Origin of the sequence: Fibrobacter sp. UWB15, assembly GCF_900177705.1 — a bacterium.
GTDB lineage: Bacteria > Fibrobacterota > Fibrobacteria > Fibrobacterales > Fibrobacteraceae > Fibrobacter.
The window spans coordinates 39,673-57,927 of record NZ_FXBA01000013.1 but is presented as its reverse complement, the minus strand read 5'-3'; the positions used below and the strand labels follow the sequence as shown (position 1 = coordinate 57,927).

Annotated in this window: 8 protein-coding genes; all 8 read left to right on the top strand. The window is 40.8% G+C overall.

Features of this window, described 5'->3' with window-relative positions:
* The first annotated feature begins 274 nt into the window (after positions 1-274).
* The 8 genes from B9Y58_RS13480 (at position 275) to B9Y58_RS13445 (ending at position 17,893) form a co-directional block, all read left to right on the top strand.
* Positions 275-5,461 (top strand): DEAD/DEAH box helicase, encoded by a 5,187-nt coding sequence (locus B9Y58_RS13480; RefSeq protein ID WP_073057995.1) that lies wholly within the window; start codon positions 275-277, stop codon positions 5,459-5,461.
* On the top strand, positions 5,458-8,331 hold the full coding sequence (locus B9Y58_RS13475; protein ID WP_143154718.1) for a helicase-related protein: 2,874 nt from the start codon (positions 5,458-5,460) through the stop codon (positions 8,329-8,331). The genes B9Y58_RS13480 and B9Y58_RS13475 overlap by 4 nt, the downstream gene beginning before the upstream one ends.
* Positions 8,331-12,233, top strand: coding sequence for an Eco57I restriction-modification methylase domain-containing protein (locus B9Y58_RS13470; protein WP_073058008.1), 3,903 nt, complete (start codon positions 8,331-8,333; stop codon positions 12,231-12,233). The genes B9Y58_RS13475 and B9Y58_RS13470 overlap by 1 nt, the downstream gene beginning before the upstream one ends.
* A 12-nt stretch (positions 12,234-12,245) precedes the next feature.
* Positions 12,246-12,734, top strand: a complete 489-nt coding sequence (locus tag B9Y58_RS13465) for a hypothetical protein (RefSeq protein WP_073058010.1) — start codon at positions 12,246-12,248, stop codon at positions 12,732-12,734.
* 3 nt (positions 12,735-12,737) lie between these two features.
* The gene (locus B9Y58_RS13460; protein WP_085534943.1) at positions 12,738-14,570 is read left to right on the top strand and encodes a hypothetical protein; all 1,833 of its coding nucleotides are present in this window, start codon (positions 12,738-12,740) and stop codon (positions 14,568-14,570) included.
* Positions 14,571-14,584: 14 nt separating this feature from the next.
* Positions 14,585-16,009, top strand: coding sequence for a hypothetical protein (locus B9Y58_RS13455; RefSeq protein ID WP_073058014.1), 1,425 nt, complete (start codon positions 14,585-14,587; stop codon positions 16,007-16,009).
* 31 nt (positions 16,010-16,040) lie between these two features.
* Positions 16,041-17,078, top strand: a complete 1,038-nt coding sequence (locus tag B9Y58_RS13450; protein ID WP_073058016.1) for a protein NO VEIN domain-containing protein — start codon at positions 16,041-16,043, stop codon at positions 17,076-17,078.
* A gap of 62 nt (positions 17,079-17,140) precedes the next feature.
* A complete protein-coding gene (locus tag B9Y58_RS13445) occupies positions 17,141-17,893 on the top strand; it encodes a hypothetical protein (protein WP_143154719.1) in 753 nt (250 codons plus the stop codon).
* The last annotated feature ends 362 nt before the right edge of the window (positions 17,894-18,255 follow it).

The window sequence follows — 18,255 nt, the reverse complement described above, 5'->3', positions numbered from 1 at the left end:
ATGGTTTGTTGAAATGGAAGAAAGTTTGTTTGTAAATACTGTTGGACTTGAATTGGCGCGACTTTCTGAGGAATAAAAAACATTGAAAAATTCATCGTGTCGGATGATGATTTCCGCTAAAGGGTGCTTTGTGCCATAAAAACTCACATGTAGGCTTGTTTTTAAGAAATCAATTGCATTTTTAAGTTATATTCTATGAACGAAATAATTGCTCTAAAATCATGGTTTTAGGGTGTTTTGGTTATATGATTTTTATATATGGGAGAGTCTTGCTATGGCCGAGGCTACTAAAGATTTTTTTAGACTGCACGAAGACATTATGTCGCAGTATAAGTCTTTTGCTAACAGCTTCGTTGACATTGACGATCCCCAAATTCTAAAGGAACTGAAAAGTTACGGCGACCAGAAATCAATGTGGCCTGACCCGTTGATTCAGTTCAACCCATCTTATCAAGAAGGATGTTCTTTAAGGCAACTTGTCGATGAAGGTCTTCTTGATGAAAAGATGGATAAAATCTTCAAAGGATTTAATCTTTATAAGCACCAAGAAGAAGCTCTGAGACTTGGTGCGCAAGGTCGAGACTTTACCGTCACCTCAGGAACGGGCTCGGGAAAATCTCTGACTTTTCTCGGCACAATTATAAACGCCGCTATTAGAGATAAGACTTCTGGTGTAACGGGCTTGATTGTTTACCCGATGAACGCTCTTATCAATTCTCAAACGAATGAAATAGAGAAGTACGCGCGGAATTACAAGAACCTGACTGGTGAAGATTTTCCGATTAGTTTTAATCAATATACGGGTCAAGAAAGTGAAGATTCTCGAAAGAAAATTCGAGAAAATCCGCCGCATATTCTTTTGACCAACTACATGATGTTGGAATATCTTTTGACTCGTCAAAGCGATAATTCGATCAAGCAGGCTCTCTTTAAAAATCTTCAATACATTGCCTTTGATGAATTGCATACGTTTAGAGGACGTCAAGGTGCAGATGTGGCTATGCTGATTCGCCGTATAAAGGCGGAGTGTTCTCATCATATTACGTGCATGGGAACCTCTGCAACTATGGCGAGCGGAACATCTACTGAAGAGCGAAAGGAGGCTGTCGCTAAGGTTGCTTCTTTGTTCTTTGGTCAAAAATTTGAACGCGATCAGATTATAGAAGAGTCTTTGAAGTCTATCTCTGATGAAACTGTTCCGTCTGCTGATGAATTGAAGACTGTTGTTGAGTCCTTTACGCAACCGATAAATGCGGAACAGTATTTGATTCAGAATGCCTTGTTCAAGTGGGTTGAACATTCTGTTGCATTGAAGAATGAAAACGGGGTCTTGAGAAGAGGGGTTCCTCTGACCCTTGATGAAATGTCCGAAAAGTTGTCGGAGTATACATCTGTAAATGTTGAAAAGTGCTCTGTTGCGTTGAAGAATCTTTTTAACTCGATTTCAATGGTGAATGAAATCATCGCCAGGGAGAATGTTGAAAAGAAACTTCGCAAGAGTTTTGTGTTGCCGTATAAACTGCATCAGTTTATTTCTCAGTCCACGAGTGTTTCGGTCTCTTTGCATAAACCTGCTGAAGGTGATGAAGAATCGGACAGGGTTGTGTGTTTTGACGGGCTGCCGTCGAAGAATGTTAATGGCGTTGATTGCCCACTGTATCCGGTTGTTTTCAGTCGAACCTCTGGCAAACCATTTATTTGCGTAAAGAAGAACGAAAAAACAGGAAAGCTGGAAACTCGCGATTTTGGCGATTCGCTAGTTAGTGAAGATGATAAGGCTGATATCTCTTGTGGCTATTTGATTGACGAAGCGGAATGGAACCCTAAAGAAGATATTTTAAGCCTCCCGAATGACTTTGTTGATTATAAGAACGGTTCGGTTGTTCTGAAAAAGCAGTATGTGGATAAGTTCCCGCAGCTTATAAGCATTAGTGTAAAAGGCGATTTTAGTTCAGATACCGAGATGTTTTCCGACAGGAATGTTTGGTATATTCCGACGGGATTTGTTTATGACCCGACTAGTGGCGATGTTTATCATCATCAAACATCTGAATTTGCAAAGTTGACTCGCATTGGCATGGAAGGCCGTTCCACTTCAACAACGGTACTTTCTCTAAATATCCTTAATTCAATGGCGGCATCTGGCTTTGAAAACCAGGATACAAAACTTCTGAGTTTTACTGACAATAGACAGGATGCATCTTTACAGGCAGGCCATTTTAATGACTTCGTCAATACATTGCGAATTAGAAGTGCTCTTGCGAGGGCTTTGAATAATAATGGCATTATTTCTTTTGCCGAATTGGAAAATAAAGTCTATGCTTGCATGAATATCGGCATTGCTGATTACAATAAAAATGGTGATTCAGGTTTCCGTACGGCACAAAAGAAGGCGGAAGATACATTTAAAACCTTGCTCAAATATCTTCTGTTGAAGGATCTGTCAAATTCCTGGAAAATCAATATGCCAGGGCTTGAACCTTGCGGACTTATGCGGGTTGAGTATGAAGGCTTTGATGAAGTAATGGAAGAAAGTCCGTGGAAAGTGTTCTTGGATACCTTCAACAATAAGTGGAATACTTCTATTACAAAGGATGATTTAAAAGAAATTTGTTTCAATGTGCTGGAGTATTTCCGCAAGAGTTATTCGATTTATCACGAAAGCTTTTATAACGCAAGCAAGATTAAGGAAAATCTTCAATCCTTTGAAAACAATTTGTTGCCCAATTGGGTTCCCGAGGAATCGGATATTCCAGAACCGACTTGGATGGCTCTCAAGCGAACCAAGATGCGTGCAATCTATACTCAATCTGTGGGTATGCAAAGCCGTTTGGGTCGCTATATCAAAGATAAGCTTCAAGGCTATGTCAATATCAATGGCGAGCGCTATGATGAATTTGTAGAAGCGTTGTTGAATACGCTTTGTGAAGCGAATTATTTGCGAAGTGAAGAAAAAGTAAAGCAGGGCAATGAAAACGCAGTCGTTTACATTTTGAATGTTGAAACCCTTTTGTGGAAGAAGGGCGATGGCTATGTTCCTGATGACATGATTTTCCATCGGAATAGTAAAAATGCAAAGCGTAAGCCCAACGAATATTTCAGAAAGTTGTATTTGTCGTCTTCTTTGACTTCTAGAATTGTTTCAAAGGAACATACTGGGCAAATTACTAAAGAAGAACGTCAGCAAAGAGAGCAAGATTTTAGAGCGGGTGCGTTTTCAACATTGTTCTGCTCTCCGACAATGGAGTTGGGCATTGACATTTCGGACCTGAGCATAGTCCATATGCGAAATGTTCCACCGAATGCTTCTAACTATGCACAGCGTTCTGGTCGCGCGGGGCGTAGTGGGCAGCCGGCATTGGTGTTTACGAGTTGCAGTCAGCGCTCGGCTCATGATGCTCATTATTTTGCCAATCCTAGAGAAATTGTTGCTGGTGAAGTCAAACCGCCAAAACTTGACCTGTTGAATCAGGACTTGTTGAGAAGTCACTTTGATGCTCTGTTTCTCACGCATCGTGGTGTTAGTGGCATTTCTGGTGGCAGCATGGGTGAATTTATCATCATCGATCACCCTGATTTGCCTTTAAAGAATGAGACAAAGCAATCTTTGGTTGATGCTGATAAAAACTCGCAGGACATTCTTGATAGATGGAATGCGGTTGTTGCTGATATTGCAGGCGATCTTGCCAAAACCAACTGGTATAACGATAACTGGGCGACGCGTGTTCTGCAAAGCCTTGGTAGTGAGTTTGAAAAATCGATGAGCCGTTGGAAAAATCTATTTATCCAACAGCAGATTCAATTGGCTGCAGCAGATAAAATTCTGGAAAATCCGATTTATAAATCGACTAGTGACGAATATAGAACGGCAAAGCAAAATCAGGCAAGGGCGTTGGCTTTCCGCAATTTGTTGCTGAATAGAGATAAGTCTAATTCTGGAGAATCTCAATCCGAATTCTATCCGTTCCGTTATTTGGCTAGTGAAGGCTTCTTGCCTGGGTACAACTTTACACGCTTGCCGATTCACTTGCTGCTGAGCAACAAGGATAAAAATGAGGTGGCTGAGTCCTTAAGCAGACCGAGAAATCTCGCTTTGCGCGAAATGGGGCCTGAAAATCTTGTGTACCATAACGGAGCAAAGTATAAGGTTGTCAGTTCGCAACTTTCCGAAGTTCACCAGAAAGGTTCTGATGCGTTGGTATGCACAAAGAGTGGATATATTCTGTTTGATGACCAACAGAATGTGAATAATGACCCTTGGACTGGTGCAGAAATCGGCAGTGACCGTAAGAAATTTACGGATTTGATGTCGATGACGGACCAAGTGGCTGAAAAGAAGGTTCACATTACCTGCGATGAAGAAGAACGCACCCGTATGGGTTACGTAATCGACACTTATTTCGCCTATGATGGCAATAAGAGTGATATCAAGGAATTGAGGTTGCTCGCGGGTGGCGATTTGCTTCTTAGAATCCGCTATATTCCTGCGGCAAAGCTAGTCTATATCAACAACAAGTGGAAAAACCAAGAACTGGAAGGCTTTGTGCTGAACAATGTTTCCGGCGATTGGAAATCACATGGATATAGAAATAAACTTGCTGGTGAAAAGGATAATCCAAATTCTCAAAAAACCTATAACAATTTAAGTGTGGTGAAGATTTATACCACAGATACTGCAGATGCGCTCTATGTGGAACCTGTAAGTATTCTTGGTTTGGATTATGCTGGCCGCGTTACGCTGCAATATGCTTTGAAAACGGCAATAGAAAATGTTTTCAGTATCGAAAGTTCTGAACTCGGTGTTACTCCGATTGGCGATCCTGAAGCGCCGAACATTCTTCTGTATGAATCTGCCGAAGAAAGCCTTGGTGTGTTGAAGTCGTTGACCGAAGATAACGAAGGTTGGCACAAGGTTGTAAACGAAATCCAGAAACTCTGCCGATTTGATGATGAAACCTACAAGGATAAGGCTAGTTATAAGGATTTCTTGAGTTATTACAACCAGACGGACCATGCTGTTATAGATCGATTTACGATTAAGAATACCGTGGAACGCTTGTTGAATTGTCAAATTCAAGTGGGTAAATCGGATTCTGCCCGTTACGAAGCCCAGTACCAGCGACTTTTGGAAACTTATGACAAGAATAGTTCTACGGAATTGAAATTCCTGAATTATCTCTATGCTCATGGTTTACGCCTACCCGATGAGGCCCAAAGGCGAGTTGATGGCTTATATTGCCAGCCTGATTTCTACTATGCGCCTGATTCGGGATCTTTACCCACATATGTATTCTGTGACGGCTCGCCGCACGATGAGAATAATGTGATGGAACGCGACACAAAGCAACGAGAAGCGTTGCTCGATAAAGGGCTGGATTATATAGTCTATTACTACAAAGACAATCTGGATGATGTCGTAGCGAAACGAAAGGATATTTTCAGAAAGGTGGCTGACAAGTGAGTGAACAAATGCAAGATTGGCGTACCGGCACCATTGTAAACACTCGTGGCCGTGATTGGATTGTTTTGCCATCGGAAGACAAGAATCTTTTGAGGTTGAAAGCTCTTGATGGTGGCGAAGACGATTGTATTGGTATTTACTTGCCTTTGAATGTTGAGCGTGATGCGGTAACAGCCGCGCATTTTGGCCTTCCGTCTGAAAAAGACCTTGGCAATGTCCGTAGCGCAAAATTGCTCTATGATGCATCCCGTTTGACTTTGCGTAATGCAGCAGGCCCTTTTCGTTGTGCGGCAAAACTTGGTTTCCGTCCGCGTAGTTATCAGATGGTCCCACTTATCATGGCTCTCAAGCAAGAAGGCCCTATTCGCTTGATGATTGCCGATGACGTGGGTATTGGTAAAACTATTGAATCTTTGTTGATTGTCAAGGAATTGATTGAACGTCGCGATATTAAGCGTTTTGCCGTTCTATGCCCGCCGCATCTTTGCGAGCAATGGCAGACGGAATTGAAGGACAAGTTTAATATTGATGCCGTCATTATTCGTGGTAGTACCCAGGCTGCTTTGGAAAAAGCGAAACCCGATGACGATAATAGCATCTTCAAACATTATCCTTATCAGATTGTAAGCATTGATTACATCAAGTTTGACAATAACAGCAAAAAGAGCCGATTCATATTGGATGCTCCTGAGTTGTTGATTGTGGACGAAGCCCATACCTGCGCAAAACCGGCTGGAGCTTTCAAGAACCAACAATTGCGCTATAGTGTATTGTCGGAATTGGCAAAACCGGAATACAAACGCCATGTCATTTTGATGACGGCGACGCCCCATTCCGGAAAAGATGAAGAATTCAAGTCGCTGTTAGGTATTCTGAACCCGAAATTTGAAGAAGATGAATGGTTCAAATCGGATTCTGTAAAAAAGGAATTGGCAAAGTTCTTTGTTCAGCGGAAACGCGGTAACATTACCAAGTGGCTAGATGAAAATACGCCGTTTCCCAAGAGATCGCAAATTGATCATGATCAAAGTTATACTCTGTCGCAGCCTTATCAAAAACTTTATGACGAAGTTTTGCAGATGGCATCCGATATGATGCAGAATGTCTCGGGTACGAAAAACCAGCGCTTTAGATATTGGACTGCATTGGCATTCCTTCGCGGAATTATGTCGAGCCCAGCTGCGGGTGCAAAGATGTTCTCGCGTAAGGTCAATGACATCTTGGATGAAGACGATGGTGTGGACGATTCCATCGAACACGAAAATCCGCTATTTGAAAAACTAGATGCCTCTAACGATGAACTCCCTACGAGCCTTGCATCTAGAGCCCAATTGAAATCGGAGCAGAAAACAAAGTTTGAAAGTTTTGTTGCAGAACTAGAGCGGTTAAAGGGTTTCGAAAAAGACTATAAGCTGCTCGGCTGTAGCGAAATTGTCAAGCAGTGGATAAAACAAGGCGTTTCACCGGTAATCTTCTGCCGATACATCGAAACCGCGCATTATGTAGAAGAAAACTTGCGCGAAAAGTTTGGCAACAAGGTTCACATAGAATGCATCACCAGTGAATTGCCTGACGATGACCGTAAGGAACGTGTTCGCCAGATGATGCCGGAAGAAGGTGATAAAAAGCCGAGAATCCTTGTGGCGACGGACTGTCTTTCTGAAGGTATTAACCTTCAAGATATTTTTGATGCGGTGTTCCATTACGATTTGCCATGGAATCCGAACCGTTTGGAACAGCGAGAAGGTCGTGTAGATCGTTTTGGTCAAATTCGTACCGAAGTTCATACCTGCATGTTCTATGGGAAGGACAATCCCATGGACCAGACGGTTCTCAAAGTTTTGTTTGAAAAGGCAAAGCGAATCAAGGGCAGCATAGGTGTTTCTATCTCGTTCCCGGAAAATTCCAAGGAGTTTATGGATGCAATCTTCAAGGCGATTTTGAACGACGCCAAGAAAAAGAAAGACGCTTCTGGGCAGCTTTCCTTGTTTGACCTAGATGAATTCAAGTATGCCAATACGGGTATGGATAAGTATTTCGAGGAAACGGTGAAAAAGGAAGAAGTGCTCCGTTCCATGCTTGCCCAGGAATCTATCCATGCTCAAGAAATCGAAGAAGACTTGAAGCGCTCCGATGAAAGTGTTGGTAATCCGGAAGTGGTCTATTCCTTTGTTCACGATGTAATGCAAGACATCTATGCGAAGAATTCAAAAATGAATGATGAGCAGTGCATCTTGAATTTTGCAGGCCTAGAAATCCCTGACACCCTGAAAAATTTCTTCAAGAAACGCACTTCTATTTCTTTCAAGGCTCCCGTTCCCGAAGGAACAACCTATTGGGGCCGCAATAGCGAAGCCGTAGAACGCCTTTGCGAAAAGGTTTTGGCGGATGCAACCCACCATCAAGAGGATAGTCGTTTTGCGGCTAGGGCGGCAGTAGTAAAGTCCAAAAATGTGAACGAAAGAACGGTTATATACCTGTTAAGAGCACGCCATGTTATCAAGGACTTGAAATTGGATGGCTCCAATATGGTTGCCGAAGAAATTTTGACACGTGGCTACCGGACTGTAAGCAAGTCCATTCTCACCAAGGAAGAGGTTTCTGACTTGATGAAGAATCCCGCCCCTGCAGGCGACCTGTCGCCCGAAATCCAGCAAAGGCAACTCCAGCGTGAACTGGATACCATCGGCGAAAAGCAGGCGGACTTTGACGCATTTGCAAAGGAACGCGCGGAACTCCTTATCCAGGAACACGAACGCTATTACAAGGCGTTAGGTGAAAAGCGGAAATCGGACCGGTTCAAGGTGGTTGAACCCGTAATTCCGCTAGATGTTCTTGGCATTTACATCTTTGTTCCGGAGGCTCAGTAATGAACTATACGGGAATCAGTTGGGAAGGCGGCCTCATTGGCCCCGAGACGCTTGACAATCTTAATGAAACGAGTGGTTTGAAAGGTCAGAGTTCCAAGGACTTTGATTTAGATATTCCTGTCCGTGACGAAATCCAGAGTTGCTGGGCCGATGCCGTGCAGCAATGGAAAATTTTCAAGGCGCGCATAGAACGCGAAGACCCAAGAGACAGGTTCGGCACATCGAGAACACGCCAGTTCTGGATCCAGCCCCTTTTGGGAATGCTCGGTTTCGATATAGAATCCAAACCTGCAGAACAGTTTGGTGAGAAATCCTTTGCCATTAGCCACAAGGCGACCCGCAGGATATGCCCCGTCCACATTGTCGGCTATTACGAATCGCTCGACAAGGCGCGTGAAGGCCAAAAGCGTAGCCCCCACAGCATGGTCCAGGAATTCTTGAACCTGAGCGAAGAAAACCTTTACGCCCTTGTGACAAACGGTCACGTGCTCCGCTTGCTTCGAGATTCCAGCCGCTTGGTCAAGTTGACCTACCTGGAATTTGACCTCGAAAAGATTTTTGAAGAAGACCTTTACGATAATTTCGCGATTCTTTATAGGCTTTTGCACCCTACCCGTTTCCCGGCAATCGGCACCGAACCTGCCGACTGCTTGCTTGAATACTATCACCTGAATTCCATGGAAAACGGTTCCAGAATTCGTGAGAATTTGAGTGCTGCCGTAAAGACGGCTGTAGAAACATGGGCGAACGGATTTTTGAATAGGGAAGATAACAAGGACATCGTAAGCGGCTATGGAACGCAATGGACTGCCGACAGCCTGAATGACGAGTTCCTGACTCTTGTGTATCGCTTGCTGTTCTTGTTGGTGATTGAAGAACGCCATCTTGTATTCGAGCGCGATGCGGACCCGTCCAAGCGGAACATCTATTACGCCTACTATTCCCTGCAAAGCCTGAGAAAGCGTTGCGTCACCATTGGTCCCGAAGAAAAGTATTACCACGATGCCTACGAACAACTGAAGACTGTATTTGCGCTGTTCGAGGACAACGATTTTGGCAACACCCTTGGGATAAAGGCGTTGATGGGAGACCTGTTCAACAAGGACGAAATGAAAATCCTGAAACAGGTTCACATCAATAACTGGGATTTTGCTGAAGGCGTCAAACTGTTTGATAGTTACTTTGACGAAGACCGCAAAGTTAAAGTCCGTGTGAACTACGCCGCGTTGAATGTCGAAGAATTCGGTTCCATTTACGAAGGCCTTTTGGAACTCGACCCGAGCATTGAACGCGATATTAACGGCTCGTTGAAATTTAGCTACGTGCAGGGTGAAGACCGCGACAATTCCAGTTCGCACTACACCCCCGAAGAACTGGTGGATCCGCTTATCAAGAGCGCGTTGAACCCGCTAATCGAAAAGAAGTTACAAGAAGCCGACAAGGAACACGCCCTGCTTTCAATCCGTGTGTGCGATGACGCTTGCGGTTCGGGACACATCCTGTTGAATGCCGCCCGCCGCATAGCCCTGGAACTTGCCCGAGTCCGCACGAAGTCCGATAATCCGGACCCCGCAAGTTTCAGGAACGCCGAAAAGGACGTTATCCGCAACTGCATTTACGGTATCGATAAGAATCCGCAGGCGGTAAAACTCTGCAAGGTCGCCCTCTGGCTCGAAAGTCATAACCCGGGAACATCGCTTGGGTTCTTGGATAACCATATCAAGTGCGGCGATACCCTTGTGGGCGTGGCTCGTGTAGAAGACATTTTCAAGACCATTCCCTCTGACACCTTCAAGACCTACAAGGATAGCGACAAGAAGTATTACGCCGAACTCAAGAAAAGGAATGACGACGTCATCAAGAAACAGAAGAAGGCGAAGGAATCCGAAGCACAGGATGTATTCCGCAAGGAAATTGACTCGGATATCCAGAGCGTGATTGCCGAAATGGCACAGGTCTCCAAGATGGATGACTCCACGCCCGAACTGGCAGAAGAGAAAAAATCAAATTACCTTAAAGTGACATCTACGCCGGCATGGAAAAAGCTGAAGGTCCTTGCCGACATGCGCCTTGCAGGCTACTTTGCCGACAAGACACAGCAACAGCCCCTGGTGACAGAAGATGTTTACCGTAAGTATTTGACGGGTGAAAAGGATATCGAAAATGACAGCGAAGCGATATATGCCCAGCAGGTGAGCAAACAGAAGGGATTTTTCCATTGGTTCCTTGAATTTGCCGAAGTGATGGCGGAAGGCGGTTTTGATTGCTTCCTTGGAAATCCGCCGTTTAAGGGAGATAAAAAATTAAGGAGAGCATTTGGTGAACTTTATTTAGATTATTTGTGTTTTGCTTACGCTCCCGCAGGAGCAATTGATTTGGTTGGTTATTTTGTACGACGAAATTTCGATTTGTTGAAGAATAATTGTTTTTTGGGAACGCTTTCTACAAAAACAATATCTCAAGGAAATGCTAGAGAAGGATGTTTAGCCGTTATAGAAAATGAAGGTGGAAATATAACAATGGCTGTTAAGAGTACTCCTTGGCCTGGTGTTGCCGAAGTTAGAATAAGTTTGTTTACGGTATTTAAAGGTCCTTGGAACAGTACTCGTCTTCTTGATGGGAAAAAAGTTGGATATATTTCCACCTATTTTGATCCTGACAAACAAACTATAGAAGCCAAGTCATTGCTACAAAATACTGAGTATAGCTATGTCGGCTCCTATGTTTTAGGATTAGGGTTTGTTTTGAGCCAAGAAAAAGCAAGGGAATTATTGGATAAGGATCGTCGTAATGAAAAAGTAGTTCGTCCATACATTAATGGTGAAGATATGAACTCGCGATTTGACCAAAGTCCAAGTAGATGGGTGATTAATTTCTATGACTGGCCCTTGAATCATCAACTTGCGGAAAAAGGGTATGATGGGGAAGTTGCTGAAGATTATCCTGATTGTATAACTATTGTGGAAAAATTGGTTAAGCCGGAACGTACTAGAATGAAAGATGGAAAGTATGTTTTACGGAGTCCATTGCCACAAAAATGGTGGCATTATTCAGAAAAGAGACCTGCACTGTATGCTAAAATTAAAGGTCTGAATCGTGTGCTTGTTGTTGCTTTAACAAGTAAATCAGTCGCGTTTAATTTTACTAGTAATGATAAAGTCCTTGACCAAAGTCTAGTTGTCTTTCCGTTTACTGATTACGCTCACTTTGTAATTTTACAATCATGTGCTCATTTTTATTGGGCCTATAAATACACAACTCCGATGAAAGGAGATTTTAGATATGCTCCTGCGGCAAATATATTTGAAAAATTCCCGTTCCCTGCAGGCTTTGAACCCAATCGCGAATATGTCCCCGAAGAAATCCTTGCTGCTGAAGGTGCCGACGAACAAATCAAGCAACACAAGGCAACCCTTGACGCATTGGGCGAAAAGTTGGATAACCAGCGCAAAGCCATCATGCTGAAAATAAAGATAGGCCTAACCAACCTCTACAATCTTTATCATCAAGAGAACCTCTCTGCCGCAAACATCGCCAAAACTGCAAAATGCTCCGATGCCGACGCAGAATGGGCTCTCGGCGAATTCATGAAAATGCGCCAAGTCCAAGTCGAATGCGACACCGCCGTCGCTGCCGCCTACGGCTGGTCAGACATCGCCCTGAACCACGGCTTCTACGACCTCGAATTCCTTCCCGAAAACGACCGCCGCCGTTACACCGTCTGCCCCGACGCCCGCAAAGAAATCATGACCCGCCTCCTCAAACTCAACAACGACCGCCACAAACAAGAACTCGCCGCCGGCCTCGTCGACGAAACCGGCAAACTCCTCAAAAAATCCACCCCCACCAAACCCAAGAAGAAAAAAACAAAAGACACTGAAAGCTTAACGTTGGAATTGTAAGGAGGACCGAGTATGAAAGCGAAATCTATGAAGGCCGTATCTTCTAAAAAAAGATCTACCCCAACTGGTTCTAAAAAGAAGAGCGCGACATCATCTACGAAAAAAAAGCCTATTGCCAAAGCTAAAAGAAAAATTGGTGATGTTTCTAAACCCAAGCCAGTAGCACGAAATCTAAGGACTAAAGATACTGGGTTGCCGATGAATATTTGGATAGATGAAGGTGGTTCTTATAAAAAGGGAAAACATGCCCCTAGAATAAAAGTCCAGACAAATAAAAAAGCAAAAGTGAATAAGGATGAATTCTTGTCTATTGACCTTGATGGGAATGTACATCATGAAGAAAATAAGAAAAAAAATGATCTTAAGGGTGCTGAAATAGAAGAGGCTAAAAAATATGTAAGAGCTAACAAAGATCTGTTGAGGCAAATTGCGGATCAAAAGGAAGAACTTTCGGACGATAATATTAAGAAAATGAAGAGTAAGTATGAACAGGAAAAGTGATTCATGATTAATAAAATACCAGAAAAATGGGATACTTCGAAGGAATCCCTGGAAACATTATTTTTTTTCTATCAAGTTGCTGAAGAACTGTTAGATGATAGAACTCCCGATTCTTTTGCATTACCAATGCATAATGCTTTAACTTTGGTATTTGAAATTCAATATACCAGCCATATATTGGAGCAGTATGGCTTGGTGGAAAAATATTATGATAAATATGTGCCAATCATTATTGACGAATTTTTAGAAAAACTTCAAAACGATTCTGTTTTAAAAGGTATTTTGGGTTTTCGATTGGAATCAATAAAAAAAGGGTTTATCGAAGCAAAAAAAGACTCTTCAAAAATAAAAATGTGGATAGAATCTTTTATGCAGGCGTGTTCCCTTAGTGAGTATATTGACGGTTGCATCGAGGCTATAAAGATATCGATTAAAACAAATAAGTGTCAAAAAGTTTTAATCCAATATGTCGCAAATTATTTCATAAGTTTAATAGGTATTGGTTACTCAAAAAGATTTTTGAGGAATGAATTAATCCAATTTTTTGGTCTTGAAAAAATTGAGTCGTGTGAGCAAATTGATGTCTTTCTAAAGAAAGTATCTCCAGCTCCTCAAAAATTTGAGTTTTTGATTTTGGTCGACTATAAATTCTTTGATTTTTTAGAAAGAATTGAATTTAAATCTGATTTTTTTCAAAATATTAAAATAATAGATGTCGAAAAGCAAAAAGACATATTAGAAAAAAATCGTGATGGTGTTGAATTATTGGCTCAATATAGGCGCCTTGTTGCAAAAACATCAGAACGAAAAATCAGTGTGGTTTCTTGGGAAACCACAACTTTTGATGCTTATTCTGCTGTGCAAAGTTTTAATGATTATGTTGATTCTTTACAAACTTTGCCACGATTTTTTTACCATAACATGTTTAGTAAAACTGTGTATCGCTTTTTGGTGAAAAGAGAAAATGGATCATATGCAAATATCCGCCTGCCATCCATTTTGAATTTCAGGGCAACGAGTGACAGAGATTCTGTTGAACAATTGATAAAGAATGTTTTAAATAGCAAATCAATGAGCTCTGACGCATCGTCATCTATAATTCAGGCTATGGAAATGCATTCTAATGCTCTCGAATCAATGAATGTTTTGGCTCTATTTAGAAATTTTTGGACCGCACTAGAGACTTTGTTTTCAGAGCCAAATGAAGAAAGTATTAGGGAAAACGTTGTTTTTAGCGTCAAACGAATTATGCAAAAAATTTTTGTATTGAAGAAATATAGGGCAGTATATTCTCAATTAGAAAAAGCTTTAGGAAATGCGTGTTTATCTGCAAATGGAATAAATTCCTTCCATTCGTTTGTCCAATATTTGGCTTCTTATGATTTAGAAAGTTCTGAAATGAAAAATATATATTCGCTTTTAGGGAAAAATCCTTTGATGCGAAATCGTGTCTATACAATGAAAAAAGAGATGTCTGAGAGTAAACAATTTATAGAAACATTAAACGAACATTCTAATAGAATTGAACAGCATCTTCACAGATTGTACCGGATAAGAAATTTTGCAACTCATATAGGATGTGAAGTTCCTGGAATCAAAATAGCAATTAATCATTTGCATAATTATTTTGATTATGTCGTCAATTACATTTTGTGCAAATCTGCAAACAGTGATTTTGTTTGCGGAGTCCAATCCATCGTTTTTGAAGCGAAAAACGATGAGGCGATACACGAGTCCCTAATAAAACAATACAAAAACATTTCTTCTGAAAATTATATGGCTTGGCTTTTTGGCCCAGATGAAAAAATGATAGATTATTCATTTGATTGTCTGTAGTGCAATGGGGAAAAATGTTTAAAATTAAAGAAATTAATGAGTGTCGCGAAAAAGCAGTCCTTTACTTGCAAAGGAAAAAAAATATAAAAAAGTGGGATTGCAAATATTTGGCAGAGGTTTTTCTGCGTTGCTGCTACGAAAAAGAAAAAAGAATAAAAATGTTCTTTTGGTACTTAATGTCTAGAACAGGAAATTGTGTCGCCATAGGGAAATTATCACATTATTATTTAGGTTTTGACAAAGATACGGAAAAATTTTATGAGACGATTTGTTCTTGTGCACGCTTGAATTCAAAAGCAAAAGATAAATATAAAGACCTCTGTCAAATGGTTCTTATCGATAAAAATCGAATGGAAACTGAAAGGGAACAATTAAACGCATTAATAAAACAAACTAATTGTCAAAAAAGAGATGTGCAAGAAAAAATAGCCTATTACGTTAATGATGTGAATGAAAAAATTGAAACCTTTTTGGAACAAATTCAATTATACGAAAAAGAACAAATCTATAGACAAGCCTTACAATTAGAAGATGTTTTTATTAGTGGCGTGTATTCTTTTGTTAAAACAGGATATGGAGTTTGCCCAAAACACTTTACCGAATCTGAAATAGCTCTTTTGAATAAATTTCCTCAAATGGATGCTTTACAGGCTTTGAGATTGGCATATTTTATTGAAAATAGTAAAAATCGCGTAAAGCATATGAGTCGTATGGCCTCAGTCTACATAAAAAAATATGGCATAATGACGAAAATTAATGACTTGATTACGAAAAACCCTGTGTTGTCAAACAGTAAAAGCTCTTTGCTTAAAACCATGGCTTTTTATAACCAAGACAAGTATGTGTTTTGTATGTTGGCGGTGTCGCAAATAGAAGGGCTTTTTATGGAATACGCTTTGAATCTAGGCTTTTCTGAAAAACAATTATTGACCAAAACCGTGTCAGATAAAGCAGCATTATTAGAAAAAAAAGATATAATTACTTCTTTGGATCTTATGTATTATGTTTTTTATTTCCCGATTTTTAGGAATAGACTAATGCATGGTGTTATAATGAATGAAGATGTGTCGTTATATGCGGAGTTGGTGCTGATAGATTTTTTTAATGTTTTAGATATGGCTTCGTCGGATAAATTTGTAGCGCATAAATTTGAGCAACTTTTGAGGAAAAATGAGCAGGGATACGATTTTGAAAAACATACGGAATTATATTCGTCTGCATCATATTTCGATAACACGATTATTATAGATCATAAAAACCGATATCAAAACTTAAGGGATTTGTATTGGGCTGATTATTCTAGGGATTTGGATGCAGAATGTGACTTCGGAGCAATTGATCACAGTTTTAAATGCGTTGCATCAATTGTTGTGAAGAACGATCGTCAATTAGGACAAAAAATGTTTCGTGTAATCAATGCACATGCGACTCATGCATAACAGAGTAGTCAAATAAAATTTAGGAGTTTTCATGAACGTCTTATTTGCTAGAATTGGCTACATGCAGTACTATCAAGGGGCTGATACGGAAAGACCCGTGAATGGCGGGAAACATAACATAGAAAATATTGGCCATGAGGCGTTTAATTTTCGCCGGGAAAAGGATGGTTGTTGTTACGGTTATGTTCAACCTCCTCGTGGAACAAAAAAGAATAATGATCCTCATTTAAATATCGGTCGAATAAATCCAGCTTTCAAGAAGAGTGATTGTGTTACAGATGTGCTGGTAATATGGGTGGCGACAAAGCCAAAAGAATATGGAGGTGGTCAGTATGTTGTTGGTTGGTATAAAAATGCAACGGTTTATAGAGAATTCCAACCACTCAGTAAGAATATCCGTCGATATCCGCTAAAGGATGCTTGTTATAATATTAAATGCCGGGCAGATGACGTTGTTTTGCTGCCTCCTCAGAAAAGGAAGTTGTCTATACCTCGAACAAATAGTGAAATTACTTCTTTGGGACAGGCTAACATTTTTTATATGTTAGATCGCAAGGGTACTCCCGTTGTTGATTTGGCGAAAGAAATCAAGAAGGCCATAGCTTTGACGGAAAAATATACTGGGCCTAATTTGAAAACAAAAGGCGATTGTATTCAGGATGGTCAATCGCAATATTCATATGAATCTGACCCTAAAATTAGAAGAGCGATAGAAGATTATGCGATGAAACGATGCGAATTATTCTATGAAAAGAAAGGTTTTCATTGTAAAAACGTTTCGCAAACTGAATCATATGATATTCTTGCGACAAACGGAAATTGTATTGAATGGATTGAGGTCAAAGGAACAAGAGGATCTGGTGATGGGGTAATTCTGACAAAAAACGAAGTTAAATTAGCAAAACGAAAGAAAACTATTTTGTATTTGCTTTGTAATATTCGTTATGACAATAAAACAGGTAAGGTCTCAGGTGGTGATGAATCTACGCATAGCTGGAAATTTACTAGATCAAATCTGATTCCACTGTCGTACCATTATCTAATACCAGAAAAAGGAGTGTCAGAATAGTCTTTTTTATTTCATAATTTACTATGATAGATAATTGAAATATGTAAGTATCTAAATTTTTTTTGAAATTTCGTGAAGCCAATATGGATCAAACGATTCAAGAATTACGCCAGAGCCTAGTGGATATCTGTCAAAACGGAAGGTACAATGGTTCGACCGCAGTCGTCGAGAGCATTCCCTACATTCCGTATATTCCCGAAAACTGGAATGGAATCTTGGTGGTCGCAGAAGCGCAGAATATGAGTGAAAAACTTTATAAAAACTGCACGGAATTGCAGAAAATCTGTCGTTTGTATCCAGATAAGGATTGCTCTAAGAACCATGATGCTAGTAAGGGCCTTTTCCCTGAATTGGATGTTGGCCCGTGGGAGGATGGTTCCATTCCGCTTGCGTTAAAGGCTGCTATAAAAAAATTTGATCCTTTCAAGACTGCGATTTGCAATGCTTGTTTGTGGTCGTTAAGGGACGGGGACAAGAATGTGAATCCCAATAAGGAAATGCGGGAGCTGTCGAAGGAGTTGTGGCGAAAGATGTTGCCTGCGTTGGGTTCTACGGTTAAACAGATTATATGCTGCGGTTCCGTTGCTGCGTCTATTTTTGATTTTGAAGAGGCGAAAAGCAAGAGAACCTGCCTAAGGCTCCCTTCTCCGAACGCTATGAGCCGTGTTTCGGGAATGTTCCGGGAAGAAGATCTCTTTGAGCGTTATCCAGAAGTGAAAAATGTTTTTGCCGAATTCAAAGACACTACACATCGGCAGAACAAAATTTTCTACGCCTGCCATGCGGTGAGTATTCTCAAGCGTGACAGTTTTTAAACCGACATTTATTCCAACATTAATCCGACAGCATATATATTTCGAAAAAATTGGAGGTCACAATTTGTGATCTCCAAAAATCTTCAAGGTCGTAGATTGTGACCTTGGAAAAAGGGTAAATTCTCTATCTATTTAAGAAATTACGCCCCGCAAAGAGATCTTTTCAAGCGATAAAATAGTTTCCAAGCGGTATTTCAAGCGATAAAGTTGAATTTCAAGCGACAAATGCTATTTCAAACGGCTTTTCAAGCGACAAAACGAGCGATAATAATGATTTTCAAGCGATAAACAAAACTTCAAGCGATAAAACGCTTGAAATGACATCTGAGTATCAAGCATTTTTATGGTCACAATTTGTGACC

What these genes read in the sequence shown, in the direction of transcription:
- B9Y58_RS13480 (WP_073057995.1), top strand. Translation starts at nt 275, where the DNA reads ATGGCCGAGGCTACTAAAGATTTTTTTAGACTGCACGAAGACATTATG.
- B9Y58_RS13470 (WP_073058008.1), top strand. Translation starts at nt 8,331, where the DNA reads ATGAACTATACGGGAATCAGTTGGGAAGGCGGCCTCATTGGCCCCGAG.
- B9Y58_RS13465 (WP_073058010.1), top strand. Translation starts at nt 12,246, where the DNA reads ATGAAAGCGAAATCTATGAAGGCCGTATCTTCTAAAAAAAGATCTACC.
- B9Y58_RS13460 (WP_085534943.1), top strand. Translation starts at nt 12,738, where the DNA reads ATGATTAATAAAATACCAGAAAAATGGGATACTTCGAAGGAATCCCTG.
- B9Y58_RS13455 (WP_073058014.1), top strand. Translation starts at nt 14,585, where the DNA reads ATGTTTAAAATTAAAGAAATTAATGAGTGTCGCGAAAAAGCAGTCCTT.
- B9Y58_RS13450 (WP_073058016.1), top strand. Translation starts at nt 16,041, where the DNA reads ATGAACGTCTTATTTGCTAGAATTGGCTACATGCAGTACTATCAAGGG.